This is a genomic window from Mesorhizobium sp. M6A.T.Cr.TU.017.01.1.1 (assembly GCF_004023115.1).
GTDB classification, from domain to species: Bacteria; Pseudomonadota; Alphaproteobacteria; order Rhizobiales; family Rhizobiaceae; genus Mesorhizobium; species Mesorhizobium mediterraneum.
In genome coordinates this window covers 1-25,764 of the sequence record NZ_RZTA01000096.1, presented here as the reverse complement: position 1 = coordinate 25,764, position 25,764 = coordinate 1, and the positions used below count along the sequence as shown (strand labels likewise).

23 protein-coding genes, 1 tRNA gene and 2 pseudogenes are annotated in these 25,764 nt (G+C 62.5%); 15 read left to right on the top strand and 11 right to left on the bottom strand.

The genetic code is table 11. From position 1 onward, the window contains the following. The 7 genes and pseudogenes from EOB36_RS25185 to phnN all read left to right on the top strand — a co-directional run. Window positions 1-289 (top strand): annotated as a pseudogene (locus EOB36_RS25185) (3D-(3,5/4)-trihydroxycyclohexane-1,2-dione acylhydrolase (decyclizing)); the annotation flags it as partial. A 44-nt stretch (window positions 290-333) separates the two neighbouring features. After that, complete coding sequence (iolE, locus tag EOB36_RS25180; RefSeq protein ID WP_095484505.1) at window positions 334-1,251, top strand: myo-inosose-2 dehydratase; 918 nt, start codon at window positions 334-336, stop codon at window positions 1,249-1,251. 47 nt (window positions 1,252-1,298) lie between these two features. Further along, window positions 1,299-1,517 carry a DUF3329 domain-containing protein gene (locus EOB36_RS25175; RefSeq protein WP_095484506.1) on the top strand — a complete coding sequence of 73 codons (219 nt, stop codon included), beginning with the start codon at window positions 1,299-1,301 and terminating at the stop codon, window positions 1,515-1,517. Between the two features lie 6 nt (window positions 1,518-1,523). After that, the gene (gene iolB / locus EOB36_RS25170) at window positions 1,524-2,336 is read left to right on the top strand and encodes a 5-deoxy-glucuronate isomerase (RefSeq protein ID WP_128285948.1); all 813 of its coding nucleotides are present in this window, start codon (window positions 1,524-1,526) and stop codon (window positions 2,334-2,336) included. A gap of 154 nt (window positions 2,337-2,490) precedes the next feature. Further along, a complete protein-coding gene (locus EOB36_RS25165; RefSeq protein ID WP_128243734.1) occupies window positions 2,491-3,198 on the top strand; it encodes a DUF1045 domain-containing protein in 708 nt (235 codons plus the stop codon). Window positions 3,199-3,278: 80 nt separating this feature from the next. Next, window positions 3,279-4,418 (top strand): alpha-D-ribose 1-methylphosphonate 5-triphosphate diphosphatase, encoded by a 1,140-nt coding sequence (locus tag EOB36_RS25160; RefSeq protein ID WP_126104027.1) that lies wholly within the window; start codon window positions 3,279-3,281, stop codon window positions 4,416-4,418. After that, window positions 4,415-5,044 carry a phosphonate metabolism protein/1,5-bisphosphokinase (PRPP-forming) PhnN gene (gene phnN / locus EOB36_RS25155; protein ID WP_164547060.1) on the top strand — a complete coding sequence of 210 codons (630 nt, stop codon included), beginning with the start codon at window positions 4,415-4,417 and terminating at the stop codon, window positions 5,042-5,044. The genes EOB36_RS25160 and phnN overlap by 4 nt, the downstream gene beginning before the upstream one ends. A 170-nt stretch (window positions 5,045-5,214) precedes the next feature. Here phnN and EOB36_RS25150 read toward each other — a convergent pair whose 3' ends face one another. The 3 genes from EOB36_RS25150 to EOB36_RS25140 form a co-directional block, all read right to left on the bottom strand. Continuing rightward, complete coding sequence (locus tag EOB36_RS25150; protein ID WP_095484512.1) at window positions 5,215-6,210, bottom strand: ABC transporter permease; 996 nt, start codon at window positions 6,208-6,210, stop codon at window positions 5,215-5,217. 45 nt (window positions 6,211-6,255) lie between these two features. Beyond that, window positions 6,256-7,800 (bottom strand): sugar ABC transporter ATP-binding protein, encoded by a 1,545-nt coding sequence (locus tag EOB36_RS25145; RefSeq protein WP_128285949.1) that lies wholly within the window; start codon window positions 7,798-7,800, stop codon window positions 6,256-6,258. A 202-nt stretch (window positions 7,801-8,002) separates the two neighbouring features. Continuing rightward, entirely contained in the window at window positions 8,003-8,965 is a 963-nt protein-coding gene (locus EOB36_RS25140; RefSeq protein ID WP_126104029.1) for a sugar-binding protein, read from the bottom strand. A gap of 575 nt (window positions 8,966-9,540) precedes the next feature. Here EOB36_RS25140 and EOB36_RS25135 point away from each other — a divergent pair. Then, the gene (locus EOB36_RS25135; protein WP_164897613.1) at window positions 9,541-10,680 is read left to right on the top strand and encodes a LacI family DNA-binding transcriptional regulator; all 1,140 of its coding nucleotides are present in this window, start codon (window positions 9,541-9,543) and stop codon (window positions 10,678-10,680) included. A gap of 38 nt (window positions 10,681-10,718) precedes the next feature. On the opposite strand, the gene EOB36_RS25130 is transcribed toward EOB36_RS25135, so the two are convergent. Beyond that, complete coding sequence (locus EOB36_RS25130) at window positions 10,719-11,042, bottom strand: helix-turn-helix domain-containing protein (RefSeq protein ID WP_126104030.1); 324 nt, start codon at window positions 11,040-11,042, stop codon at window positions 10,719-10,721. A gap of 94 nt (window positions 11,043-11,136) precedes the next feature. Here EOB36_RS25130 and EOB36_RS25125 point away from each other — a divergent pair, with 94 nt between their 5' ends. Together EOB36_RS25125 and EOB36_RS25120 are read left to right on the top strand one after the other, a co-directional pair. Continuing rightward, window positions 11,137-12,063, top strand: coding sequence for an NAD(P)-binding domain-containing protein (locus EOB36_RS25125; protein ID WP_245461485.1), 927 nt, complete (start codon window positions 11,137-11,139; stop codon window positions 12,061-12,063). Window positions 12,064-12,259: 196 nt separating this feature from the next. Further along, entirely contained in the window at window positions 12,260-12,628 is a 369-nt protein-coding gene (locus EOB36_RS25120) for a nuclear transport factor 2 family protein (RefSeq protein WP_164897612.1), read from the top strand. Here the strand turns inward: EOB36_RS25120 and EOB36_RS25115 are convergent. Then, window positions 12,620-13,697 (bottom strand): annotated as a pseudogene (locus EOB36_RS25115) (D-alanine--D-alanine ligase family protein). The gene EOB36_RS25120 and the pseudogene EOB36_RS25115 overlap by 9 nt on opposite strands. A gap of 912 nt (window positions 13,698-14,609) precedes the next feature. Here EOB36_RS25115 and secDF point away from each other — a divergent pair. Further along, window positions 14,610-17,165 carry a protein translocase subunit SecDF gene (gene secDF, locus EOB36_RS25110; RefSeq protein WP_127205275.1) on the top strand — a complete coding sequence of 852 codons (2,556 nt, stop codon included), beginning with the start codon at window positions 14,610-14,612 and terminating at the stop codon, window positions 17,163-17,165. A gap of 39 nt (window positions 17,166-17,204) precedes the next feature. Here the strand turns inward: secDF and EOB36_RS25105 are convergent, their stop codons facing one another. The 4 genes from EOB36_RS25105 to EOB36_RS25090 form a co-directional block, all read right to left on the bottom strand. Next, window positions 17,205-18,338 (bottom strand): cysteine desulfurase family protein, encoded by a 1,134-nt coding sequence (locus tag EOB36_RS25105; RefSeq protein ID WP_128241592.1) that lies wholly within the window; start codon window positions 18,336-18,338, stop codon window positions 17,205-17,207. Window positions 18,339-18,388: 50 nt separating this feature from the next. After that, window positions 18,389-18,865, bottom strand: a complete 477-nt coding sequence (locus tag EOB36_RS25100; protein WP_164759182.1) for an EF-hand domain-containing protein — start codon at window positions 18,863-18,865, stop codon at window positions 18,389-18,391. A 188-nt stretch (window positions 18,866-19,053) separates the two neighbouring features. Beyond that, window positions 19,054-20,331 carry an MFS transporter gene (locus EOB36_RS25095; RefSeq protein ID WP_128241593.1) on the bottom strand — a complete coding sequence of 426 codons (1,278 nt, stop codon included), beginning with the start codon at window positions 20,329-20,331 and terminating at the stop codon, window positions 19,054-19,056. Window positions 20,332-20,334: 3 nt separating this feature from the next. Further along, the gene (locus EOB36_RS25090; RefSeq protein WP_245461486.1) at window positions 20,335-21,111 is read right to left on the bottom strand and encodes an MBL fold metallo-hydrolase; all 777 of its coding nucleotides are present in this window, start codon (window positions 21,109-21,111) and stop codon (window positions 20,335-20,337) included. Window positions 21,112-21,148: 37 nt separating this feature from the next. Here EOB36_RS25090 and EOB36_RS25085 point away from each other — a divergent pair, with 37 nt between their 5' ends. The 4 genes from EOB36_RS25085 (at window position 21,149) to EOB36_RS25070 (ending at window position 25,118) form a co-directional block, all read left to right on the top strand. Further along, the gene (locus EOB36_RS25085; protein WP_127291209.1) at window positions 21,149-21,817 is read left to right on the top strand and encodes a metalloregulator ArsR/SmtB family transcription factor; all 669 of its coding nucleotides are present in this window, start codon (window positions 21,149-21,151) and stop codon (window positions 21,815-21,817) included. Window positions 21,818-21,846: 29 nt separating this feature from the next. Further along, on the top strand, window positions 21,847-23,061 hold the full coding sequence (locus tag EOB36_RS25080) for an MFS transporter (RefSeq protein ID WP_164897614.1): 1,215 nt from the start codon (window positions 21,847-21,849) through the stop codon (window positions 23,059-23,061). Between the two features lie 239 nt (window positions 23,062-23,300). Further along, complete coding sequence (locus EOB36_RS25075; protein ID WP_127204487.1) at window positions 23,301-24,194, top strand: LysR family transcriptional regulator; 894 nt, start codon at window positions 23,301-23,303, stop codon at window positions 24,192-24,194. Between the two features lie 273 nt (window positions 24,195-24,467). Continuing rightward, window positions 24,468-25,118 carry a hypothetical protein gene (locus EOB36_RS25070; RefSeq protein WP_128241595.1) on the top strand — a complete coding sequence of 217 codons (651 nt, stop codon included), beginning with the start codon at window positions 24,468-24,470 and terminating at the stop codon, window positions 25,116-25,118. Between the two features lie 294 nt (window positions 25,119-25,412). Here the strand turns inward: EOB36_RS25070 and EOB36_RS25065 are convergent. Next, window positions 25,413-25,489 (bottom strand) — tRNA-Arg (locus EOB36_RS25065). A 68-nt stretch (window positions 25,490-25,557) separates the two neighbouring features. Next, window positions 25,558-25,764 (bottom strand): hypothetical protein (locus EOB36_RS34725; RefSeq protein ID WP_206637205.1); only part of this gene is annotated, 207 nt, incomplete at its 5' end.

The window sequence follows — 25,764 nt, the reverse complement described above, 5'->3', positions numbered from 1 at the left end:
CTTGAAGGACGCCCGCCACGAGGTTCTGCCCGATATCGACTTCGCCGCGCATGCGGCAAGCCTGGGCGTGATCGCCGAGAAAGTTTCGTCGATCGCCGGGCTGGAAACGGCGCTGGCGCAAGCTCGGAAGAATACCAGGACCACTGTGCTTGTCATCGACACCGATCCGCTGGTTTCGACCGAAGCCGGTGGAAGCTGGTGGGATGTCGCCGTGCCGGAAGTCTCGGTGCGCCCGCAAGTGAACGCGGCGCGCAAGAAATACGAGGAAGCGCTGAGCGGGCGGCCTTAAGCCGTCCGTGAAGCTGATCCTAAGGCCTGAACTGGAGTAACGACTTGAGAGCCAAACTGGGCATGTCCCCCATTGCATGGTGGAACGACGATCTTGCGGAACTCAGCGATGATGTGTCGCTGGAGGAATGCCTGGCGCAGTCGCGTTCGGCAGGCTTCACCGGCATGGAAATGGGCCGCCGTTTTCCCAGCGATCCGGAGATCATGCTGCCGATCCTGAAAGAGGCCGACGTCACGCTTTGCGGCGGCTGGTTCTCCGGCACACTGGTCGACGAAGGCATGGCTGACAACAAGGATCGCATCCAGCCGATGATCGATCTGTTCAAGGCGGTGAACGCGCCCTGCATCGTCTATGGCGAGGTCGGCCGCTCCATCCAGGGAGATCGCTCGAAGCCGCTCGCCACCAAGCCCAAGCTTTCGGACGACGAGATGAAAGCCTATGCGAGGCGCCTCACGCAGTTCGGCGAATGGTGCGCCGAGCAGGGCATGCCGCTGTCCTATCACCATCATATGGCGGCGGTGGTCGAGACCGAGCCCGAACTCGACGCATTCATGCGCTACTCGGGAGAAGGCATTCCACTGCTGCTCGATGCAGGCCATCTGGCTTTTGCCGGCGGCGATGTTCTGCGCGCCATCGACAACCATCACAAACGCATCAACCACGTGCATGTGAAAGACGTGCGCATGGAGGTGATCGAGAAACTCGACCGCCAGAAGCAATCCTTCCTCGATGCTGTGGCACTTGGCGCCTTCACGGTGCCGGGAGATGGCTCGCTGGATTTTGGCGCCATTGTGGAAAGGCTGGCGAACTACGGTTATGAAGGCTGGTTCGTCGTCGAGGCCGAGCAGGATCCCAGGAAGAATCCGCCGCTCAAGATGGCACAAGTCGGCTACAAGGAGTTGATGCGGGTGATGACGGCTGCCGGCTACACCGTTGAAACACAGGGCTTCCCCAATGCTTGAATGCACTATTCCCGGCAAATGGCTGATCCGATGCGGGGGTTGATCCGATGAAGGACTCCGAGCACCCGTTCTTCCGGCCTCTGTGGCGGCGCGTTGCCATCGTCGCGGTCTGCCTGGTCTGGGCCGTGGTCGAGTTTGCCACCGGCGCACCATTCTGGGGCACGATCGCGCTCGGCTTCACCGGCTATGCCGTGTGGCAGTTCTTCTATCTCTACAAGCCGGCCGACGAGGACAAGGCTTCGGCCGACACCGAACCGAAGGAATGACCCTAGATGTCGAAACTGCTCATCAAAGCCGATAAGGGCCATGGCCGCGTCGCCCATGTGACGCCGCAAAGCGCCGGCTGGACCTATGTCGGTTTCGATCTGCATCGGCTGCGGCCCGGTGAGGCAGCCTCCGGGCAGACCGCGAACTGCGAAGTCTGCCTGGTGTTCGTCACCGGCAAGGGCAAGGCTAGGGCGGGCGACAAGGATCTCGGCCTGCTCGGCGAACGCATGTCGCCCTTCGAAGGCAAGCCGTGGTCGGTCTATGTGCCGCAGGGCTCTGACTGGTCGGTGACCGCCGACACCGATGTCGAACTCGCGGTCTGCTCGGCGCCTGGGCTTGGCGGCGGCCTGCCGGTCCGCGTCATTGCGCCGAAGGAACTCGGCCAGGAGGTTCGCGGCAAGGGCACCAACACGCGCTATGTCACCAACATCCTGCCGGAAGGCAAGCCGGCCGATTCCTTGCTGGTGGTCGAGGTCATCACGCCCGGCGGCCACACCTCGAGCTACCCGCCGCACAAGCATGACCAGGACAATCTGCCGGCCGAATCTTATCTCGAGGAGACCTACTATCACCGGCTCAACCCGCCACAGGGCTTCGCCTTCCAGCGCGTCTACACGGATGCCGACAGGAATGGCGCTCGTTCGCTCGATGAGGCGATGGCGATCGAGGACGGCGACGTCGTGCTGGTGCCAAAGGGCTATCATCCTTGTGCCGCCTGCCATGGCTACGACCTCTATTACCTCAACGTCATGGCCGGGCCGAAGCGGACGTGGAAGTTCCACAACGCGCCTGAGCACGAATGGCTGATGAAGAGCTGATCGCGCGGCTCTTCCGGGTTGGCAAACTGGCCCAAAGCGAAAAAATCGTCGGCTAATGACCCGCCTGAACAACTTTGTTATCAGGAGCGATCATCAGCTTCGTCATTTCGTCATGCAAATCGCCTATGGCAGCGGGAGTTGACGAGGACTTTCGATGCGCTACGCTATCTATTTCACCCCCCGGCAGGACGAACCGCTGGCGCGGATCGCCGCCAATTGGCTCGGCCGCGACCCATTCGGCGCCGCCACAAGGCCTGTCGAGGCCGTGGGCGATCTGTCGGCGGCGGAAGTCGCCTTCCACACCGCTTCGGCGCGCCGCTACGGCTTCCACGCGACGCTGAAGGCGCCCTTCCGGCTGGCCTCGAACGAGACGGAAGCCTCGCTTCGCGCGGCGCTCGACGATTTTGCCGAGACGACGCCGGTGGTGATGATCCCGCGTCTGGTCGTCAGCCAGATCGATGGCTTCTTCGCGCTCGTGCCGGAAGGACCACTGCCGGCGCTCAACCGCTTCGCCGACGACGTCGTGCGCGACTTCGACCGTTTTCGCGCGCCGCTGAGCGAGGCGGAAATCGAGCGGCGCAGCCCGGATTCGCTGAAGCCGGCTGAATTCCGCAATCTCTGCCAGTGGGGCTACCCCTATGTCTTCGAGACCTTTCGTTTCCATATGACGCTGTCCGGCCGAGCCTCGCCACAGGAAAGCCCTCGTCTTCGCTTAGCAATCGACAGCCTGTTTGCGCAGGTCCTGCAAAAGCCGGTGCCGGTGGATGCGCTGACCCTATTTGTCGAAACCGAACCTGGCGCCCCGTTCATGGTGCTTTCCCATCACGCGCTCGGGCGCCGCCCGGCTAGAAAAACTGCCTGAGATGACTATCTCTTTTAACCGCGTTTGTGCGACGCCAATCGATTCCAATTGGCTGCAAAATGCTCCAAGGACTGCCTGAAATGACCGCCGAGACCGTTCTCAACAATGCCCGCATCGTGCTTGCCGACGAGATCGTCGAAGGATCGATCGTGCTGCGCGACGGCTTGATCACCGGGATCGATGCCGGTGCCGGCCGGACCGGCGAGGACATGGGCGGCGATTTCATCATCCCCGGACTGGTCGAGCTTCACACCGACCACCTCGAAGGCCATTACGCGCCGCGGCCGAAAGTGCGCTGGAACCCGATCGCCGCGGTGCTCGCTCACGACGCGCAAGTGGCGACCGCCGGCATCACCACCGTGCTCGACGCCTTGCGCGTCGGCATGGACGACGATGCCGACATGAATTCGGCCGACATGCGCAAGCTGGCCGATGCGATCGAGGACAGCGTCCAGCAGGACCGGCTGCGGGCCGATCATTTCATCCATCTGCGCTGCGAGGTTTCGGCGCCGGATTGCCTCGCAGCCTTCGCCCATTTCGACGGCGATGACAGGATCAAGCTGGCGTCGCTGATGGACCATGCGCCGGGACAGCGCCAGTTCGTCGACTTGGAAACCTATGCCTATTACTACCAGCGCAAGCTGAAGCTGACGGATCGCGAATTCCAGCAATTTTGCGAGAAGCGGATGGCGGAATCGGCGACGAATTCCGGCCCGAACCGCGCCTTCATCGCCGCCGCCTGCCATCAGCGCGGCATCGTGCTCGCCAGCCATGACGACGCCACGACAGGCCATGTCGATGAAGCGATCGAGCAGGGTGTCCGCGTCGCCGAGTTCCCAACTACAGAAGAAGCCGCCAGGGCCTCGAAAGAAGCAGGGCTTGGCGTGCTGATGGGCGCGCCGAACGTCATGCGCGGCGCCTCGCATTCTGGAAACGTTTCAGCCCGCACACTCGCCGGCGACGGGCTGCTCGACATACTGTCGTCCGACTACATTCCCTTCAGCCTGATCCAGTCGGCCTTTTTTCTCGGCGACGTGGTCGACGGCATTTCCCTGCCTCAGGCGGTGGCGATGGTCTCGAAGAACCCGGCCGAAGCAGTCGGCCTCACCGACCGTGGCGTCATCGAGCAGGGCCGGCGCGCCGATCTGGTGCGTGTACGTCTCGACGACCATGTCCCGGTCGTCCGCACGGTCTGGCGGCAAGGACGCCGGGTCGCATGATGGCGTCGGCGTTGATCGAGCGTGAGTTGTCGGCCGCGGCGTTTCCGATCCGCGACGGTGTCTTTGTCGCCGTTGTCGGGCCGAGCGGCGCCGGCAAGGACACGGTGATCGGCTATGCCCGCACCCGCTTCGCTGACGAGACAAGGCTGGAGTTCGTGCGCCGGGTCATCACCCGGCCGAGCGACACGACAAGCGAGGATCACGACACGCTGGCCGATGCGGCCTTTGTCGAGGCCGAGGCGGATGGCGCCTTCGCCATCTCCTGGGAGGCGCATGGTTTGCGCTACGGCATTCCGGCTGAAGTCGACTGGTCGGTCGCCAATGGACGCGTCGCCATTGCCAATGTCTCCCGCGCCATTATCCCGGTTCTACGCGAGCGTTACGCAAATCTCGCCATCGTCGAGATCACCGCTTCACCGGAAATCCTGGCCGAGCGATTGGCCATGCGCGGCCGCGAGTCGCGCGGCGAGGTGCTGGCGCGCCTGGCGCGCAGCGCCAATGTGGCGCTGTCCGGGCCAGGCGTCACCTCGATCGACAATAGCGGCCCACGCGAGGCAGCCGGCGAGCGCTTCGCCGATGTGCTGCGCAAGGCCATGGCTTTTTCGGATATGTCGGGCTTGATCTAGGCAGCCCCTTACCTTCTCCCCTTGTGGGAGAAGGTGGATCGGCGCGCAGCGCCGAGACGGTTGAGGGGTGCTGGACGGAGTGCGGTCCTGCCAAGCTGGAACACCCCTCATCCGGCCGAGCGGAGCTCGGCCACCTTCTCCCACAAGGGGAGAAGGACGAGACGGTGCAACTATTCGGCGGCAGCACCAGCCGCGCCCTTGCGGGCTGCCCCCAGCATCAGCCGCCGCTCCCGGAACACACCCCATTGCTGGTCGACCAGCACGCCGATGAGGATCACCCCGCCCATCACCGCGAAGTTGAGCGAGGAGGGGATGCCGAGCAGGTTGACGAGGTTTTGCAGCTCCTGCAGCAAGACCGTGCCGAGGATGACGCCGATCAGCGAGCCCTCGCCGCCGCGCAGCGAGAAGCCGCCGAGCACGGCTGCGGCAATGGCGTAGAGTTCGTAGAACTGACCGTGGCTCGCCGGCGAGATCGAGCGCGTGTACATGGCGAAGTAGATCGCCGACAGCGCCGTCAGCACACCGCAGATGACATAGGCGGCGATAACGACCCGACCGGTGCGGATGCCCGAATATTTCGCCGCCTCCTCGTTTTTGCCGATGGCATAGAGGTAGCGCCCGAACACCGAGCGGTGCAGCACCACCCACGTCACGATTGCGATGACGATCAGCGCAATGAAGCTGTTTGGCACGCCATAGGATCGCCCGGCGGTCAGGAACTCGAGCTCCGGAAAGTTCTGTCCGAAGGCGAAGCCGGCGGTGCCGTCGGCTGTGTAGAACCGCGCCACGCCGCGGTAGATCAGCAGGCCGCAGAGCGTCACCACGAAAGGCTGCAATTTGAGCCGCGTGATCAGCCAGCCATGTGCCAGCCCGATGAGGCCGCCGAGCACGAGGATCAGCGGCAGCGCCACCGGCCATGCCATGCCGCGCGTCGCGATGAAATCGACGAACAGGACGCCGAGCAGCGCGACCACCGAGCCGACCGACAATTCGATGCCGCCGGTGATGATGACGAAGGCCTGGCCGATCGCCAGGATGCCGAACAGCCCGATCAGGTTCGACGTGTTGGCGAGGTTGATCGGCAGCAGGAAACGCGGATTGATGATCGCCACCACCGCTCCCACCACAAGGATCAGGATCAGCAGGCCGAGATCTTTCTTGCTCATCGTCTTCTCCCAATGCCTGCCTAGAACCCGCGCCAAAACAAAAAGCTATTTCGGCTGTTTGCCAACCGCCAGCAGCAGCACGTTTTCCTGGCTGAATTGCTCCTTGTCGAGAATGCCTGAGATCTGGCCCTCATGCATGACGGCGATGCGGTCGGAGACGCCGATCACCTCCTCCATGTCGCTCGAGATCATCAGCACGGCGACGCCGGCATCGGCCAGCGCCCGCATCAGCCCGTAGATTTCGGCCTTGGCGCCGATATCGATGCCGCGTGTCGGCTCATCGAGGATCATCACCTTGGGGTGCATGGCCAGCCATTTGGCAAGCACCACCTTTTGCTGGTTGCCGCCGGACAGCGTGCCGGTGCGCGTCGCCACCGAGGGCGCCTTGATGCCGAGATTGCGTTTCTGCTTCTCGGCGGTGACGGCTTCGGCGCCGGCAGAAACCAGGAACCGCCGGGCATGCGCCGGCAGATTGGGGAGCGAAATATTCTGGGCAATCGACAGGTCGAGCAGGACGCCGGTCAGCTTGCGGTCTTCCGGGACGAGGAAGATACCGCTGGCGACCGCGTCCGCAGCCGAACCAAGGACCAGATCTGTTCCATCAAGCTGGAGCGCACCGCCTAGGCTCTTCTCGATACCGAAAAGCACGCGCGCCAGCTCGGTGCGGCCGGAGCCGACAAGACCCGCCAGCCCGAGGATTTCGCCATGCCTGACGCCGAGATCGACCGGCCGATCGGGATAGGCGCTGGTGCGAACGGCCTTGGCCGACAGGGCGACGGTGCCGGGCGGGCGCGCCGATTCTGCGGCCTTCTCCCTCTCCTTCAGCATGCGTCCGATCATCAGCTTGACCATCTGGTCGTGATTGATGGCGTTCTTCGGCAGCGTGCCGGCAAGCATGCCGTCCCTCAGCACGACAACGCGATCGGCGACCCGCTCGACCTCGTGAAGGCGGTGCGAGATGAAGATGACGCTGATGCCCTCCGCCTTCAGCGCCCTGATGACATCGAGCAGCTTGTCGGTTTCGGCAAGGGGCAGGCTCGATGTCGGCTCGTCGAGGATGACCAGCCGCGCCTCGATCGACAGCGCCTTGGCGATTTCGACCATCTGCTGCTGGGCAAGCGACAGGGCCGATACCGGCGTGTCGGCGGAAAAATTGGCGCCCACGCGTTTGAGCAGCGGCGCCGACAGCGCGCGCAGCCTGGCGCGGTCGACCAGCTTGAGCGGCCCGGCGCGCAACGGCTCACGGCCGAAAAAGATGTTGGCGGCAACGTCGAGGTTTTCGAACAGGTTGAGTTCCTGGTGGACGAAGGCGATGCCGGAACCGATGCTGGCTTCGACCGTCAGCCCGTCATGGGCGACGCCGTCGACGATAATCGTGCCGGCGTCGGGGGTGGTCACGCCGCCGAGTATCTTCATCAGCGTCGACTTGCCGGCGCCGTTTTCGCCGACGAGGCCGATGACCTCGCCGGGCCTGACGTCCATCGAAAACCCGTCCAGCGCAACCACGCCGGGGTAGGTCTTGCGCACGTCCTCGAGACTGAGGAACGGGGCAATCGTGGATGCGCTGATGGATGCGTCGGAATAATTCATCATGCCTGACAGCAGCCGGTGGGCCACAGACTGACGGGCCTGGCGAGGCCCGTCAACAACAGCGTCGCGCTGCCCCTCACCCTTACCCTCTCCCCGTGAAGAACGGGGAGAGGGGGATCGCCAGCGCTGGAGCTTGTCGCTTCTCCCCGTTGTTCACCGGAGAAGGTGCCGGCAGGCGGATGAGGGGCAGCGCCAACGCCGATTATTTACCCGCCATTGTCTTCAGATTGGCGGCATAGGCGTCGACGTCGTCCTTGCCGATGATCTTGGTCGGCACGATGATCAGCCCGTCGGCGGGAACGCCCGATTTGTCGCCCTTGAGATAGGCGGCCATCAGCTTCATGCCCTGGTAGGCCCATTCGAAGGGCTGCTGCACAACGGTGGCGGCAACGGTGCCTTCCTTGACGCCGCCCAGCGTGATCGGATCGTCGTCGAAGCCGACGACCGTGATCTGGCCGAGCTTGCCGGCGTCGCGCAGCGCTTCATAGATGCGCGGCGTGTTGTAGGAGTAGAAGCCGACCATGCAGGTGACGTCGGGGCTGGCGACCAGCGCGTCCTCGACGTTCTTCTTGGCGCGGGCCTGGTCGATGTCGTCGCCACGAACGTCGATCAGCTCGATCTTGCTGCCGGCGAGCCCTTCCTTCATGCCTTCGATGCGCTCCTTGGCATTGTCGGCGCCGAGCAGGCCGACGAAACCGAGGCATTTGCCGCCGTCAGGCATCGCCTTCTTGGCGATCTCTGCCGCCTGCTTGCCGGCGTCGATATTGGACGAGCCGATATAGGCGACCCGCTTGGTCTGCGGCGCATCGCTGTCGGTGGTGAACAGCGCCGTCTCCGAGGCGATCTTGTTCAGCCCGTCGGTCGAGGTCTTGGGGTCGACTGCCGAAACCATGATGGCCTTGACGCCGGCCGTCACCAGATCGTCCATCAGCCGTTGCTGGATGGCGACCGACGACTGCTCCGGATATTTGAGCTGCAGATCGTAGTCGGGCAATTCGCCCTGCGCCTTCTTGACGCCGGCTTCGGCCGCCTTCCAGAAATCGGAAGCGCCGTTGACGACGAAGGCCAGCGTCGGTTTGTCCTGGGCGCGTGCAATTGCCGTGATGGACAGGCCGAGAGCCAAAGCCGCGGCGGCGACGGACGCATTTCGTATTACAGATTTCATGTTCAACCTCCCGTTTGATTCAGTCATTTTCGCTGATCTGAACTTTGTCGAATGCGGCTTGGACGCCCTCCTCCTCAAGGGGTGCTGGCAGCGAAAGAACGGCGCCATTCCAGCCGCGATTTTGGACTTTAGAGACTCATTGGCTGTTCGTATAGTCGGATTTGTCTGACATTTCTGTAATTGCGTGGCGTTGCTTTGCCGGTCCAAGAGCCGCGGATGCCGCGCCACACGCCTGCTTCCCGTCATGCCCGTTCGACCCCGGGCCGGCATGACAAATTGACTTTAAAACGCTTACGACTATTAGTAAATAGTATTAGTCTTCTGCTTGGAACCTGGTGTCGCTGACGAAATGGCTGCCTGCCGCATGGCGCGAGAAGTGAGGAATCCGCCCTTCAAGACCGCGTGTATCTCACATTGCTCTCTTCGCGCTGATAGCCATTCGGTTGCCAGGACTGGTAATAATGATTAATCGAGTGCTTGTTTTATAAACGCGAAGCACGGGGCCGTGCTGCCGTATTTAACGACGTCCAAGGCGACCTCTGATCAGCCAGGCCGGGAATTTGGAACACAATGCCATGAACGAACCGACGGATCAGCGTGATCCTGCGCCTGAGGTCTCCAAGCCCCGAAAGGCCCCTGCGAAAAACCCCAAGGGTCGCGTCACCATGACGGACATCGCCAGGGCCGCCGGCTGCTCGCAGGCGACGGTTTCGTTCGTGCTCAACAACACGCCGGGCATAAGGCTGTCGCAGCAGACCCGCGAACGGGTGATCGAGGCCGCGCGGGGTCTCGGCTATGCGCCACCAGCCTTCTCTGCTCTTCGCGGCCCTGTCGCCTCGTTCGAGGGGCTGGACGGGGTGATCGGCTTCGCGGTCGATCAACTGGCGACCAGCCCCGAAGCGGTCGTCGCCATCGAAGGGGCACGCCAGGCCTCGTGGAATGCCGGCAATGTCGTCTTGGTTGCGCAGACTTTGGGCGATTCCGTCATGGAGCCGCGCGCCATTGCGGCGCTGACCAAGCGGGGCATTTCGGCGCTGATCTACATGACCATCTTCACGCGCGAGATCGTCGCGCCCGACTATCTCTACGGCCTCGACATCCCGGTCATCCTGCTCAATTGCTACACCGCCGACTACGCCTTCCCCGCCGTGGTGCCGAGCGAGATCGCCGGCGGCCAGAGTTCCACCCGCCACTTGATCAGCCATGGCCACCGCCGCATCGCCACCATCACCGGCGAGCCCTGGATGCAGGCAGCGCAGGATCGGCTGAAGGGCTACCGCCGGGCGCTGGCGACGGCCGACATCCCGTTCGATGCGGAGCTGGTGGTCGAGGGTGACTGGTCGGCGAGCGCCGGTTACGCGGCGACCGTCAAGCTGCTGGCGCTCAAGGACCGCCCGACCGCCATCTTCTGCCAGAACGACCGCACCGCGATCGGCTGCTACGAAGCGCTCAAGGAAGCCGGCTTGCACATTCCCGGGGACATTTCGGTTATCGGTTATGACGACGAGGAAATCGCCCGCCATCTGTTCCCGCCTTTGACGACGTCGATCCTGCCGCATATGGCGATGGGGCAATGGGCGATCGAGCAATTGGAAGTTCCCGCACCGCCCGGCCGGGGCCGCTATCCCATCACCAAGCTTGAATGCCCGCTGGTCGAACGGGAATCGGTCGGTGCTGTGGCGCCCGCGCGCTCAAACGGTCCGACAACCAGCTGAGCATGGACCAAACCACTTCTGAAAATTGTGGAGTTCCGTTAAGCATCGATACCGGAAGGGAATTGCTCACCCCAACGGCATAATGCCTCAGCTCCAGCATTGAGCGCCGCTCCGCTTTCTGTCAACGAATAGACGACCTTGGTCGGCGATCCCGGATAGACTTCTCGGTTCACAAGCCCGTCGGCCTCCAGTTCACGCAATTGCTGCGTCAGCATCTTTTCACTGATCGCCGGAATCGACTGCCTCAACCGGCCGAACCTGCGAGACGCCGTTCCAAGCTCACAAAGAATATCCACTTTCCACTTCCCTTCGATCGCCTTGATCGCGGTTGCGAAGCCGCAATTGGCCGTCGGCTTACTCATGATGTTCTCCTTACCGTTGGGTAACCACTTACCTCCAGGTGCGTATTGTGCGCGCCATTCACTCCAGCATACCTCTGCCCGTGACGGCAAAACCATGGCGCCGGGCGCCTATTGGCATCTATTGGTATGGAGTGTTGCAATGAAGCTTTCAATCAGCGTCGTGGGGACGGGTCGTATGGGATCGGCGCTCGCCCGCGCCCTGCTTCAGTCGGGATATCGGACGACGGTCTGGAACAGGACAAAACAAAAGGCCGAACCGCTGGCCGCGCTCGGCGCCACTGTCGCGGGGTCCGTCCTCGAAGCTGTCAATGCGGCTGAGATTATCATCGTGAACGTAAGCGACTACCAGGCAAGCGCGGTTCTGCGCGACGATGCCGTTGCTTCAGCTATTCGCGGCAAGCTGATCGTGGAGCTCACTTCGGGAACGCCGCATGGCGCACGCGAAGCCGCTGAATGGGTTGCCGAGCACGGAGCCAACTATCTCGATGGCGCGATCATGGCCACGCCGGATTTCATCGGCACAGATGCCGGGACGATACTGATCTCGGGGCCAAGGCAGGCTTTCGACGCGAACGAGGAGATGTTTCGTGCCTTGGGCGGCAATGTCCAGCATGTCGGGGAAGAACCGGGACGGGCAAACGCACTTGATAGCGCGCTGCTTGCTCTCATGTGGGGCGCGCTGTTCGGAGCGCTCCATGCGATCGCCGTGTCTCAGGCCGAAGAGATCGACCTCGGCGAGTTGGCACGGCAGTGGACCGCAACAGCGCCTGTTGTTGACGGGCTTGTCGTCGACCTCATCAAGCGGACGAATGCTGGCCGTTTTGCCAGCGACAACGAGACGCTCTCGTCGATCTCCCCGCACTACGGCGCATTCCAGCATCTCTTGGAGCTGATGGAGGCGCGCAAGATCGACCGCTCGGTCGTCAACGCTTACGATGCGATCTTCCAACGGGCGATTGCAGCTGGCCACTTACATGATGATTTTGCCGCGTTATCGCAGTTTCTGGGAAAGTCCAGATAGGAGACCTCTCCGACCTGGATTGCGAGAAGGCCCTTTCTGACTGGCTGAGCGGATTTTCATTATGCAGCTTTCGGCCTTACTGAGGCGGATCATGCTTTACCGTCAGCCAGCGGGCCGTTTAACGATGAGCTGCGTTCGGGCTTTGTTGTCCAAGCATGGGCCGAGTCAGGCCAGTGATCTGCATTAGGGGAATAGGATGCCTTTGACGCTTCTCATCGATTCGTATTGTGCTGCCTGGTCTGATGAGAACGCCCAGCAGCGGCGGGCGTTGCTGTCATCGGTCTGGAGCGATGGCGCAACATACACCGACCCTACAGTCCATGCGACTGGCGCGGAAGAACTGCTCGCGCACATCGCAGGAGTTCTGGCCAAGCATCCCGGAGCCCGCATCTTACGGACAAGTGACGTGGATGTTCATCATGGGATCGCACGCTTCGCGTGGAAGTTTGTGATGCCTGATGGATCGTCCTTCCCCGAGGGTTTGGACATAGCCTTCCTCGACTCCAGCCAGAAGCGAATAACGCGTATCGTCGGCTTTTTCGGGCCGTTGATAAGGTCAAGCTGATCGACCGGCGCGTGCCAGCCCGTGCGCCACCAGCCGATCGACGATTTCGGAATAGCTGACGCCGCTTGCCGCCATCGCCTTGGAATACATGCTGATATCGGTGAAACCGGGAATGGTGTTGAGCTCGTTGATGAGGACGCGCATGTCGGGGGCCACGAAGAAATCAACGCGGGCCATGCCGTCGCAGCCGACCGCACGGAAGGCCTTTGCTGCCATCGCGCGGATCTTGCCCTCAATCTCCTGCGGCAGTTCGGCCGGGACTTTCAGCGCCGCGCCGTCCGCGTCGATATATTTGGCGTCGTAGCTGTAGAAGCCGTGGCTCTGTGCCGGCACGATCTCGCCTGGACGGGAAACGAAGAGGCCGCCTTCCGTATCCTCCAGCACGCTGCACTCGATTTCGCGGCCTTGAATGAATTCTTCGGCCAGCAGCTTGCGGTCGTGACCAAAACCTTCTGTCAGCGCTGCCTCATAGTCTTCTTCAGCCGAAACCTTGCTGACGCCGACAGAGGAGCCCTGCCGGGCCGGTTTGATGAAAAGCGGAAGACTAAGCCACGCTCTCCAGTTCCGCAAAGGTCGGTGCGGCGCCGTGGTGGATTGTGACGGAACGCGCGGTGGGCAAGCCCGCCTCGTTCAGCAGCCGCTTGGCAATGTCCTTGTCGAGGGCGGCGGCCGAACCGAGTATGCCGCAGCCGGCGAGCGGCACACGCGCAACCTCCGCGAGCCCCTGCACGGAACCGTCCTCGCCATGGAGGCCGTGCAGAACGGGAAACAGGATGTCGATGTCAGGCAGTTCGTGGGGCGCACTATTCGTCCGGATCGCCATCATCCGTCCCTGTCCGCCAGGCACGAGGCAGACTTCTGTACCGCTCGAAGGTTTCGCCAGCGTGCCGTCCTCGAAGCTGCTCAGCAGCCATTGTCCTTCGCGGGTGACGAAGACGGGAACGGCATCGTATTTCGCGGGTTCCAGCGCACGCATGACATTGGTTGCCGACAGCACCGAAACGTCATGCTCGGCGGAGCGTCCGCCAAAGAGCACGGCAATGCGCAGTCTTTTCGAGGTGTCGGCCATGAGCGTCTCCAAATGGTCTGGGGATGCCGGCAGTGGCACGTTGGGCCGCGTCTCGGCGCGCAGCTCGAACATTCCCCGACGAGGTCATGAAGGCTATGTAGATGAGCCCTTATCGAGGCATTCGCCTCGTTGGCTATTCGTATACCGGTATACGAATTCTGAGCTGTGCGTTCAAGCCGTATCTGAGAAGGGCTGCTTCGAGAGCGGCCTCTTTGAGTATGTGAAAGGTGCGCTTCAATTCGCAATGCAAGTGCTGTAGTTAAAGACCAGGAGGGCGGCTTGCCGCTTACTGAGACAACGACGGCGAAAGTGTATTTTGCCGTAGTGTGACGAGCCGTACCGGTGAGATGAGACGAAGCGGTCGAAGACAGGCTAGCATAAGGCCCGGCACTCTGCCCAGCATGGGTGCTGGTCTGCGGCTGCTCGCTTCATTGCTCTTTTTGATCTGGACCATTCCCGCGGCAACAGCCGAGCACGTCGCACAGGATCTTGCCAAGGGGCAAATGAGGCTCGGCGCGACCGAGCCAGTCACACACCCGACTTTCCTTGTCCGCGACATTGCACGCCGTGTTGCTGCTGAGACTTCCCGTTTCAAGACGGGAACGCCTGTCACTGCGGCAAACGGCAAGCCCTTTTGCATTATCCCGGATTTGCGCCTGCCGCTCGAAACCGCGTCAGCCGCACCGTTTGCTATGGGGTCTGAGGACCGGCCGAAACTGTCGCCGAACCGCGCCTTCGATGCGCGCGCGCCTCCGCTTCTCACGGCATGATCTTGGCCGCGCGACCGCGGCCCTCGACTCCCAAAACTTTCACATCGCGTTCCTGGGCTCTCGTCGAGTTGCTCGCCGATCGGAACGCCAAAGCACTTGTCGGAGGCGGTTTCCGCCCGATATGGGCTGAACGGATAAGAATATGCTGCATTTTTCGCGCTGGAAGACCATTCTCATCTGGCTGACGGTCCTGGCCGGTATCCTGTACGCAGCGCCCAATTTGGTTCCCGCCTCCACTCTGGCATCGCTGCCCAATTGGCTGCCAAAGCAGCAGCTGACGCTGGGGCTCGACCTGCAGGGCGGCTCGCACATCCTGCTCCAGATCGATCGGCAGGACCTCGCCAACGAACGCCTCGAAGCGGCCCGCGACGAGGTTCGCACATCGCTGCGCGATGCCCAGATCGGTTATACCGGACTTACCGGCACCGCCAATTCGATCCAGGTCCGCATTCGCGACCAAGGTCAGGTCGAAGCTGCGAAGAGCGCGCTCGAAAGATTGACGCAGCCGATCTCGACCGGACTTTTCATGAGCGGCTCCGTGACCGAGATGGAGATGGCCGAGCCGGAACCGGGGCTGCTGCGTTTTACGCTGACCGAAGCCGGGATCGACTACCGGATCGCCGCGGCGCTGACCCAATCGATCGAGGTGGTGGGCCGGCGCGTGAACGAGCTCGGCACGACCGAGCCGATCATCCAGCGCCAGGGTTCGGACCGTATCATGGTCCAGGTGCCGGGCCTGCAGGATCCGCAGCGGCTGAAGGATATTCTCGGACAGACCGCGAAGCTGACCTTTCAGATGGTCGACCAGTCGATTCCGGTCGAGGAGGCTATCTCCGGCCGCCCGCCGGCGGGCTCGACGGTGTTGTATTCGACGGACGAACCGCGGGTTCCGCATCTGATCGAGAATCGGATCATCGTCTCCGGCGAAAACCTCGTCGATGCGCAGGCAACCTTCGACCAGCGCACCAACGAGCCGGTGGTCTCGTTTCGCTTCGACAGCCGCGGCGCCGGCCGCTTCGGTCAGGCTACTCAGACCAATGTCGGGCGCCTGTTCGCGATCATCCTCGACAACGAGGTGATCTCCGCGCCGCAGATCCGCGAACCAATCCTGGGCGGCACCGGGCAGATATCCGGCAGTTTCACGGTGGAGAGCGCGAACGACCTTGCGGTCCTGCTGCGCGCCGGCGCACTGCCTGCCGACCTCACCATCGTCGAGGAACGCACCGTCGGCCCGAGCCTCGGCAGCGATTCGATCGACGCCGGCCAGTTCGCGTCAATCGTCGCCGGGTTCCTCGTCGTCGGCTTCATGCTGTTCGCCTATGGGCGACTGGGGCTGATCGCGAATATCGCGCTCCTGGCCAACGTCGCATTGATCATCGCCGTCCTGTCGGTTCTCGGCGCGACGCTGACGCTGCCCGGCATCGCCGGCATCGTGCTGACGATGGGGATGGCGGTCGATTCCAACGTCATCATCTTCGAGCGCGTCCGCGAAGAGAGCCGCCAAGGGCGCTCGATCGTGCAGTCGATGGATTCCGGGTTCAAACAGGCGCTGGCGACAGTCGTCGACGCCAATGTGACGACGCTGATTGCCGCCGTCATCCTGTTCTTTCTCGGCTCAGGGCCGATCAAGGGATTTGCCGTCACCCTCGCCATCGGCATCGTCACCACCGTGTTCACGGCGTTCACGCTGACGCGCTGGCTGGTCGCGTTCTGGCTTCGCCGGCAACGCCCGAAAACCATGCCCAGCGGTGTCATGCGACTGGTGCCCGACGACACGCGCGTGCCGTTCATGGCGTTCCGAAAGTACGCCTTCACGCTGTCCCTGCTATTGTCGATCGCTTCGGCCGCGGCGTTCTTCACTGTCGGCATGAACTACGGCATCGACTTCCGCGGCGGTTCGAGCATCGAGGTGCAGGCGAAGGGTCAGCAGGCCGACATCGGCAACATCCGCGAGCGCCTGACAGGTCTCGAACTGGGCGAGGTGCAGGTGCAGGAGTTCGGGTCGACCCGGGATGTGCTGATACGCATCGGCACCCAGGGGGGCGGCGACGTTGCCGAACAGTCCGCCGTCCAGAAAGTGAGAAGCGCGCTCGAATCTGACTACGAGTTCCGCCGCATCGAGGTCGTCGGCCCGACTGTGTCCTCGGAACTAGCCTTCAACGGCACGATGGGCGTGCTCGCCTCGCTGCTGGCGATGCTCGTCTACATCTGGGTCAGGTTCGAGTGGCAGTTCGGGCTCGGCGCCATCATTTCGACCTTCCACGACGTGATCCTGATGATCGGCTTCTACGTCGTCGCGGGCATAGAGTTCAATTTGACCTCGATAGCCGCGATCCTGACTATCGTCGGCTATTCGATCAACGATACCGTTGTTGTCTATGACCGGGTCCGCGAGAACCTGCGCCGCTATAAAAAGATGCCGATCGCCGAGCTGCTCGACCTGTCGATGAACCAGACTCTGGCGCGAACGGTCCTCACCGGCGTGACGACGCTGTTCGCGCTGGCGGCGCTTTCGATCTGGGGCGGCGAGGTCATCCAGTCCTTCACGGTCGCGATGATCTTCGGCATCCTCGCCGGGACCTATTCCTCCATCTTCGTCGCCGGGCCGCTGCTGATCCTGTTCAGGCTCCGGCCGGGCGCCCTCAGTCCAGAGGAACCCACAGCGGCGAAAGAGCCGCCGGCGCGACCGGCTTTATGACGCAACGATGGGTGGTGCCGTCTCTTTGGGTCCTATCGTCTAGCGGATGGCGGATCGGACCGTGACGGCTCGAAGCTGATCCACGACGGCGTCGATTTCGGCGCTGGTCGTGGCTCGACCAAGACTGAAGCGAACGGCGCCCATGCCGATCTTCTCGGGCACGCCCATGGCCGTGAGCACTGGGGAGAGCTCGACCCGGCCGGCGTGACAGGCCGAACCGGTCGACGCCGCGACGCCGTCGAGATGCGAAAGCACCTCGGCGCCGATCATGCCGACGAATGAAACGCTGAGCGTGTTGGGAAGGCGATGCTGAGGGTGCCCGTTGAGCGCGACACGGTCGCCGAAACCCTCCTGCAGCGCGTCCCAAAAACGATCCCGCAGCACGCGGACGCGTGCCATCGGCTCCAGGTCGCTGGCGAGCGCACAGGCCGTACCGAGGCCAACCGCGAGCAAGGCGCTCTCAGTGCCAGCGCGCCGGCCATGTTCGTGCCCCGCGCCATGGATCAGCGGCTCGAGCGTGACACCATCGCGGACATAGAGCGCCCCGACACCCTTTGGTGCATAGAGTTTGTGGCCGGCGATGGTCAGCAAATCGACGCCAAGCGCGTCGACCTTGGTTGCAATCTTGCCGACCGACTGCGCTGCGTCGGTGTGAAACCGGACCCCACGTTCCCGCGCAACAGCACCGATCTCCTCGATCGGTTGGATCGTGCCAACTTCATTGTTGGCGTGCATGACGCTGATCAGGATGGTGCGCGGCGTGATGGCACGACGCACGTCCTCGGGATTGACCCGGCCCGTGCTGTCGACCGGCAAATAGGTCACTGCCGCGCCGAGCTCCTCGAGAAACCGGCAAGGCGCGAGAATGGCCGGGTGCTCGACCGTGGTGGTGACGATGTGCTCGCCCTTGTGGCGGAGGGCGAAGAACGTGCCCTTGATCGCCAGGTTGTTGGCCTCACTGCCGCCGCTTGTGAACACGATCTCGTCGGGTGCGCAGTCGAGTAGTGCCGCAACCTGGCCGCGGGCCTTCTCCAGCGCAGCCTTCGCCGGCATGCTCGCCCAATGGCCGCTCGACGGATTGCCGAAAGCCTCATCCAAATATGGCCGCATGGCAGCCGTGACGGCCGGATCGATCGGCGTGCTCGCGTTGTAGTCGAGGTAGATCGACGTCATGTTCGGGAGCCTCCTTCGCGGCTTGTCGCCCGGCGATCAGCTGCGCGCGGCTACTGCCGCATGAATGCCTGCACTTCTTCGGGTGTCACTTTGCCGTCTTTGTTTGCGTCCACCTTGTCGAAGATTCGCTTATGGATGGCGGTGATCTCTTCGAAGGAAAGCGCGCTGTCGCCGTCCGTGTCGGCAATGGCGAACATGATCTTCATCATGTGCCCGCGCATGCGCATCATCGGCATTGCGCCCATCATGCCGGGCTGCTTCATCTCGCACATCATGCCCTGACCCATGCCTTGGCCCATCATGCCTTGACCCATCATTCCGGGAGGCATCATGCCGGGTTGAGCGGGCTGTGCCCCTTGGTCTTGTCCCACCATATCTCCAGGCTCGGTGGACGGCGCCGCCTGTGCGACCGTCGTATCGGGATGGTGCGGATCGGCTGCGGTCGTTTGCGCGGCGGCTATAGCCGTCATGCCGGCGGCGACAATTGCGGCGAGCGCGGCCACGCGCGTCAATGAAATCAAAGTCATAGCATCCTCCTTCCTCTCATGGGCTCGGCAGTTTTGACCCACTGGCGGCTCTGCGGCCGGAAATGCTTTGGGCTCTTTCCGTACTGCCGGCAAACTGCCGGTCGCGGTCAAATTCCAATATAGGCCCAACGGGCAGCGCGGCGAGCTTGCGCCGGATCAATTGCTTGGGCAGCGATCTGCCGCCGCTGTCATGTTGCCCTCCTCGCGGACGGATGAGCCTCGGTTTCGCTCATCACAACAGCCACGACTACCCCTGAGAGAAACGTCAGCGCGGCGATCGATGTGATCGCCCATGACAGCCCGAAGCTGTCGGCGATGAGGCCGGCGGAGAGCGCGCCGATCGCGTAGCCGAGATCCCGCCAGAAGCGGTAGACGCTGAGTGAGCGGGCGCGCCAGGTCGGATGCGAGGCGTCGGAGACGGCTGCGATCAGGCTTGGGTAGACCATCGCCGTGCCGAGGCCGAGCAGAAGGCTGCCGACGATCCACCACTCGAACTGGCGCGTCGCCGCGGTGAGAAACAGACCCGCGGCCTGTACCCACATGCCGGCGACGATCAGGCCCTTGCGCCCCCAGCGATCGCTCAAGGGGCCTGTGGCGATCTGCAGGACACCCCATGTCGCGGGATAGACCGCCTTGAGGATGCCGATGCGTTCGACGCCGAGACCGAAGGAAGCGAAGAACAATGGGAAAATGCCCCAGCTCATGCCGTCGTTGAGATTGTTGACGAGGCCGGCCTGCGAAGCGGCGAACAGGTTGCGATCCCCGAACGAGGTGAGCGCGAAGACCTGCCGAAAGCTGATCGGCGCGGACTGCTGCGCGTGGGATGAGGCCTCCAGCCGAACGTGGTCCCGCGTGTCGCGCACGAGCAGGATCGACAGTGCGGCACCGATGACCGCATAGCCGATGCCGAGATAGATCGGCACTGGCCGGAGTCCGTATTGCGAGGCGAGATAGCCGGTCAGGAACGCCGTCACCCCGACGGCAAGATAGCCGGCGAACTCGTTGAGACCGACGGCCAGGCCGCGCGATTTCGGCCCGACGAGATCGACTTTCATGATCACGGTCATCGACCAGGCGAGCCCCTGGTTAATGCCGAGCAATGCGTTGGCCGCAATCACCCATTCCCAGGTCGGCGCCCAGATGATCATGAACGGCACCGGCAGGCCGACCAGCCATCCCAAGACGAGCACGCGCTTGCGGCCCCACGCGTCGGCAAGCTGCCCCGAGACCAGATTGGCGAGCGCCTTGACGACGCCGAAGCTGACGATGAAGGAGACGATGAGCGTTGTCGACGTGACGTGGAACTCTTCCGATCCGATCAGCGGCACCACCGTTCGTTCTATCCCGACCATGCCGCCGACAAAGGCGTTGATCACGACGAGCAGCGCGAATTGCGGCCAGTTCTCTCTGAGGCCTAGCCTGACGGGTGAACCCGCCTTGCCTGGCACCGATGCCGCTTCGTCCATGGGTCAGGCCGCCGCCGCAGCCAAGGCGGAATTGGCGGCCCGGAGCGCCGCGGCCTCGGGCGGAGCCGGGGGAATCTCGGCGAGCATGAAGCGGATGAACGCGGCTTCGTCCTCGATCCGCAAGGCCTCGTTGTGGCGTTTCTCGAAACCGATGGTCGACCAGGGCTTGCCGCTCAGGCGCCGGCCGCAGACCGAGCCAGCATAGGCGCCGGGGAGCACCTCGACATGATCTGGGAGAGCCTTGAGCCGACCGGCGCTGTGAAACATATCCTTTGCGCCTTGCTCGGCGCTGACGGCGAGTTCGGTGCGACCGAGATCGCCGACCATCAGCGTGTGGCCGGTCAGCACGAACCATGGCTCGTCGGCACGCGTGCGGTCGCTGACGAGAATGCAGATATGCTCCGGGGTGTGACCGGGCGTGTGCAGGACGGTTGCGGCGACGTTGCCGAGCGAGAGGGCCTCTCCGTCGCGCATTCCTTTGAACGGGAACGCGACATACGCCTCCGCCCCGAGCACGTATGCGGCGCCCGCGGCTTCGGCGAGCGCGCGGCCGACAGAGAGATGGTCGGCATGAACATGCGTGTCGACGACGAAGTGGATGCGCATGCCGGCGTCTTCGGCGGCGCGCAGGTAAAACTCGATGTCGCCGGCCGGATCGACGACGGCCGCGGCTGCCTTGCCGCCGCAGCCGAACAGGTATGAGACGCCGACTGGATCGGTATGAAGGAATTGGCGAAGGATCATGGTCTTGCGCGCCTCGCGACGACGGGCTAGAGACATTCAATCATTCCGCTGAATGTTCCACTGAGGAGAAGCCGTGTCAAGCACCGGACCGAAACAGGCGATCTACGCGAGCCTTGCCGAAGTGGCTCAGGCGCTCGGCCATCCGCATCGGCTCGAGCTTCTGGAGCACCTCGCGCAAGGGGTGCGCAGCGTCGAGGACCTCTCCGCGCGAGCCCATCTGAGCTTCGCCAACACGTCGCGCCACCTGCAGATCCTGCGGCGGGCTCGCCTCGTCGAGACGGAGCGCCGCGGCAAGCACATGCTCTATAGCCTCGCCGGCGACACCGAGGTGGTGGCGCTGATCAAGGCGCTCGGCCGCGTCGGCGAGCGAAATGTTGCCGAAATCGGCCGCGTCATGGCCGACTACTTCCGGGCTCGCGATGCGATGGAGCCGGTGTCGCGAGACGAGCTCGTCTCAAGGCTGCATGACGGCATGGTCACGGTTCTCGACGTGCGGCCAGAGGATGAGTTCGCGGCCGGACATCTTCCAGGCGCCCTCAACATCCCGCTGGCCGAGTTGGAGCGTCGCTTAGGCGAGCTAGAGGCAGATCGGGAAGTGATCGCCTATTGCCGCGGTCCCTATTGCGTTCTCTCGTTCGAAGCGGTCGCCGCCTTGCGAGAGCAGGGCTATCTCGCGCGTCGGCTCGAAGACGGCTATCCCGAATGGAAGACCGCCGGCCTGCCGGTCGAAACGGCCGCCTGAAACAGAACACGCGGGCGCTCACGCAGGTGATGAGGGCAGGCAGATCAGTGCTGCGGATCCATTCGACGACCTTTCTTTTCATGGCCCGTGCCTTGCGCGACATGGGCGATGGCTTCGTGGCCGTTCTGTTGCCGGTCTATCTCCTCGCGTTAGGCTTCACTCCCCTTCAGGTAGGCGTGATCGCAACGGCGTCACTGCTTGGTTCCGCGCTCTTAACCATCGTTGTCGGGTTCCTCGGCGTCCGTTACGATCACCGCCAACTCCTGTTTGCCGCCGCCAGCCTGATGGTCGCCACGGGCGTGGCCTTTGCTTTGGTCCATGACTACGCGCTGCTGTTGGTGGTCGCGTTCGCAGGCACCATCAACCCCTCGGCCGGCAGCGTCAGCGTATTCGTGCCATTGGAGCATGCGGTGCTGACACGCGAAGTCACCGATGCCGCGCGGACCAGGATGTTCGCGCGTTACAGCCTTGTGGGTGCGCTGGCAGGCGCGGTTGGCGCGCTCGTTTCGGCGACACCTGATCTTATGGCTCCGGCCGGCCTCGACCAACTCGCCGGCATCAAGGCGATGTTCGTGCTCTATGCGTTTCTGGGTCTTCTCGGCGGCCTCCTTTACGCGCAGATTCCGCAGCGCCGTCCGGCGACGGACTCCAGCAGCGGGTCCGCGCTCGGCCCCTCGCGCAAGATTGTGTTCAAGCTCGCGGCGCTTTTCAGCCTCGATGCTTTTGCCGGAGGCTTTGTAGTCCAGTCGCTGCTTGCCCTCTGGCTTTTCGAAAAGTTCGATCTGTCGCTTTCGGAAGCGGGATTTTTCTTCTTCTGGTCCGGCGTGCTTTCGGCGTTCTCTTTCCCCGTTTCAGCTTGGCTGTCCCGGCGCATCGGACTGATCAACACGATGGTGTTCACCCACATTCCGTCGAGCATCGCCCTGATGCTGGCGGCGTTGGCGCCCGCGCTCCCCTTGGCGCTCGCCTTACTGCTGATCCGCGCAGCACTTTCGCAGATGGACGTGCCGACGCGATCATCTTACGTGATGGCCGTCGTCACGGAGGCAGAGCGGGCAGCAGCAGCGAGCTTCACATCGGTGCCGCGCAGTCTGGCCGCCGCCGCCAGTCCCGCGCTGGCCGGCGCGCTGTTCGCGGCCTCGTTCCGGGCTTGGCCCCTCCTCATTTGCGGCGCCCTGAAGATCATCTACGATCTGCTGCTTCTGATGCAGTTCCGGCATCTCAAGCCCCCGGAGGAACGGTGATGCAGCGTTGTCGGTTCGGAGCGTTTTACCACGACGGATCAATTACGCAGAAAGAACGTTGGAAGGTTGTCGATCACTTTCGGCTGGCTGCTTTTACTTTCATCGTCATTGCTCGTCCGATTCACCGAGGTGTGATCCACCTAGAATATTCCACGCTCTCGGCGATTTCGATTGGACCCAGGTGCAACTCGTCCCACTAGATTGTATAATGAGTATCGACTTATCGGTTTGAGCCATAAATGCGGCGTGGAAGACTTGATATGCTTCTGGCCTTTCTGGCCGTCGCACGGGAGGGCAGCTTCACGCGGGCTGCGGCGCAGCTCGGAATTTCGCAGTCCACGCTGAGCCACACGGTCCGTGCACTCGAAGAGCAACTGGGTATTCGGCTGCTGACCCGCACGACCCGCAGCGTTTCACCTACAGAGGCCGGCGCGCGGCTGCTGCGCAACATCGGCCCGCGCTTCGAGGAGATCGACGTCGAGGTCGAGGCGTTGAGCGAATTGAGGGAAAAGCCTGCCGGCACCATTCGCCTCACCGCCAGCGATCACGCATTTAATTCTGTTATCTGGCCGAGGTTGGCGAAGCTCCTTCCCGACTATCCCGACGTCACAGTTGAGGTGTTCCTCGACAATGCACTGACAGACATTGCAGCTGAACGGTTCGACGCAGGCGTGCGAATGGGAGAGAGCGTCGCAAAAGACATGATCGCTGTGCGCGTCGGGCCGGACATCCGCTTCGCCGTCGTTGGGGCGAAGTCATATTTCGCCAAGCGGCCGCCGCCAATGACACCGCAGGAGCTAACTGGTCACATTTGCATCAACCAGCGCTTTTCCTCCAACGGCGGGCTGTGGGCCTGGGATTTCGAGCGAGACGGTCGCGAGCTGAAGGTGCGGGTGGACGGCCAGATCATCCTGAATGGCACCGTCGAGATTCTCGAAGCCGCGTTGGAGGGTTTCGGCCTCGCCTATATGCCGGAGGACGTGGCGCAGGCCCACCTTGACAGCGGTCGCCTTGTGCGGGTGCTCGATGAGTGGTCCCCGCCTTGGCCGGGATATCACCTCTACTATCCCAGCCGCCGCCAAACGTCCCCCGCTTTCGCTCTGCTTGTCAATGTGCTCCGCTATTCGGGCTGAGGCCGCCCACGAAACGGGCAGCGTGGCTCCCGCCGGCGCAAGTCCACTTTGGCTTGGCGCCCACGCGAAGCCGGCCTAGACGGCTTCAGTCAGCGGGCGCGGCCGGGAAAATCCGAAGCCCGCCAAAGCCGCTACGATGGGCGGCGTTCCCGGCGATAGCTCCAGTTTTACGCAGCTGTTATGCTCGCGGCGCACCAGCATGCAGATGTTCACAATCCGATCTGTCCACTGGGGGCGTGCCTGCTCGCTATGTCGCTGCTGGAGGGTGGCAAAATGAACCAATGGTTTTCTTCACTGCCGGCCTTGGCTAAGTGGACGATGGGCGTCATAGGTAGTGTCCTGATTGGAATGGGTGTTACTTCTGTTGTTGCCGAAGTCGCCTCCGGCAAGGCCTGCTTCCTCAGTCAAGCACAAGTAATCCACACGGAAGACTACCAGGGTCAAAAAATATTCCAAGTAGTTTCCTACACAAAGAATTATGGCCGTGGATTCGTTAAGGGTGTCAATGTTCGTTATGTCTATACTGTCGAAGAAGGTGGCGAACTAGGCGCGCGATTCGCAGATTTAATTTCTGAAAACCCGCCGGACAGCTCCTCCAGCAGATGCCGGGAGCAAAAAAGAGAGAATTGGAATGGGAGAAATGAGCTGACTGTGGAGTTCGTCGGGTGCGATTTTGAGCCTACTGAAGCCATGGACACATTTACGGGACCGTACATCCAAAAGGCTCGAAAGATCGTAACCACCGTGGAAAATGAGAGCGGGGCTCGTTGGGCGGAGACCATGCGGCTCAGCGACCGCGACTATCTAAAGGCACCATTCGATCAGAGTCTACGGGGACAAGAAGAGTTCAATGGCACAACATCAGGATATCTGTTTTGGTTGAAATGGGCGTTAGCACCCATGATCTGTCTTACGAAAAGTTAAGGGAGATTGAGCGCCAGCGTCGTGCATGCCCTAAGTTCCTAACGCCGAACTACTGCTGAGGAGTTAGCAGCGCACGCGTTGATTGATGGCGTCGGATAGGGTTGCCTTAGCATCGCCTGCCGCTGGGCAGCTTTCGGCTCAATGACATGGGTCTGGCGTGCTCTTCGACATGCCGGAAATAGCGGAGCAGGCCGCGCCGAAGCGCCACAGGGGCTCGCCCGCACGAAAACGTCTCTCATAGGTTGGAGGGCTTTCGCTGGCTACAAGCGCGTCCGGCGTGCTGCAGCGTAGATTTGGCGCGCCCGAAGAGATTCGAACTCCTGACCCCCAGATTCGTAGTCTGGTGCTCTATCCAGCTGAGCTACGGGCGCGCAACAGGCCATGCTTTGCATAGCCCGCGATCCGATCCTTAACGACCGGCCGCGATGTGACGTGTTCCCTAGCGACTGAATTTCCGAAAAGCAAGCCGATCCGGCAAAAGTTTTGCTGTTCGTGCTGGCCGGCTCTTTGTTCTGCGCAATTCCGGACGGAAAACCGCCACACACTTTTCCTGGAATTGCTCTGAGTTCTGCGCAATTCCGGACGGAAAACCGTCACACACTTTTCCTGGAATTGCTCTGAGTTCTGCGCAATTCCGGACGGAGAA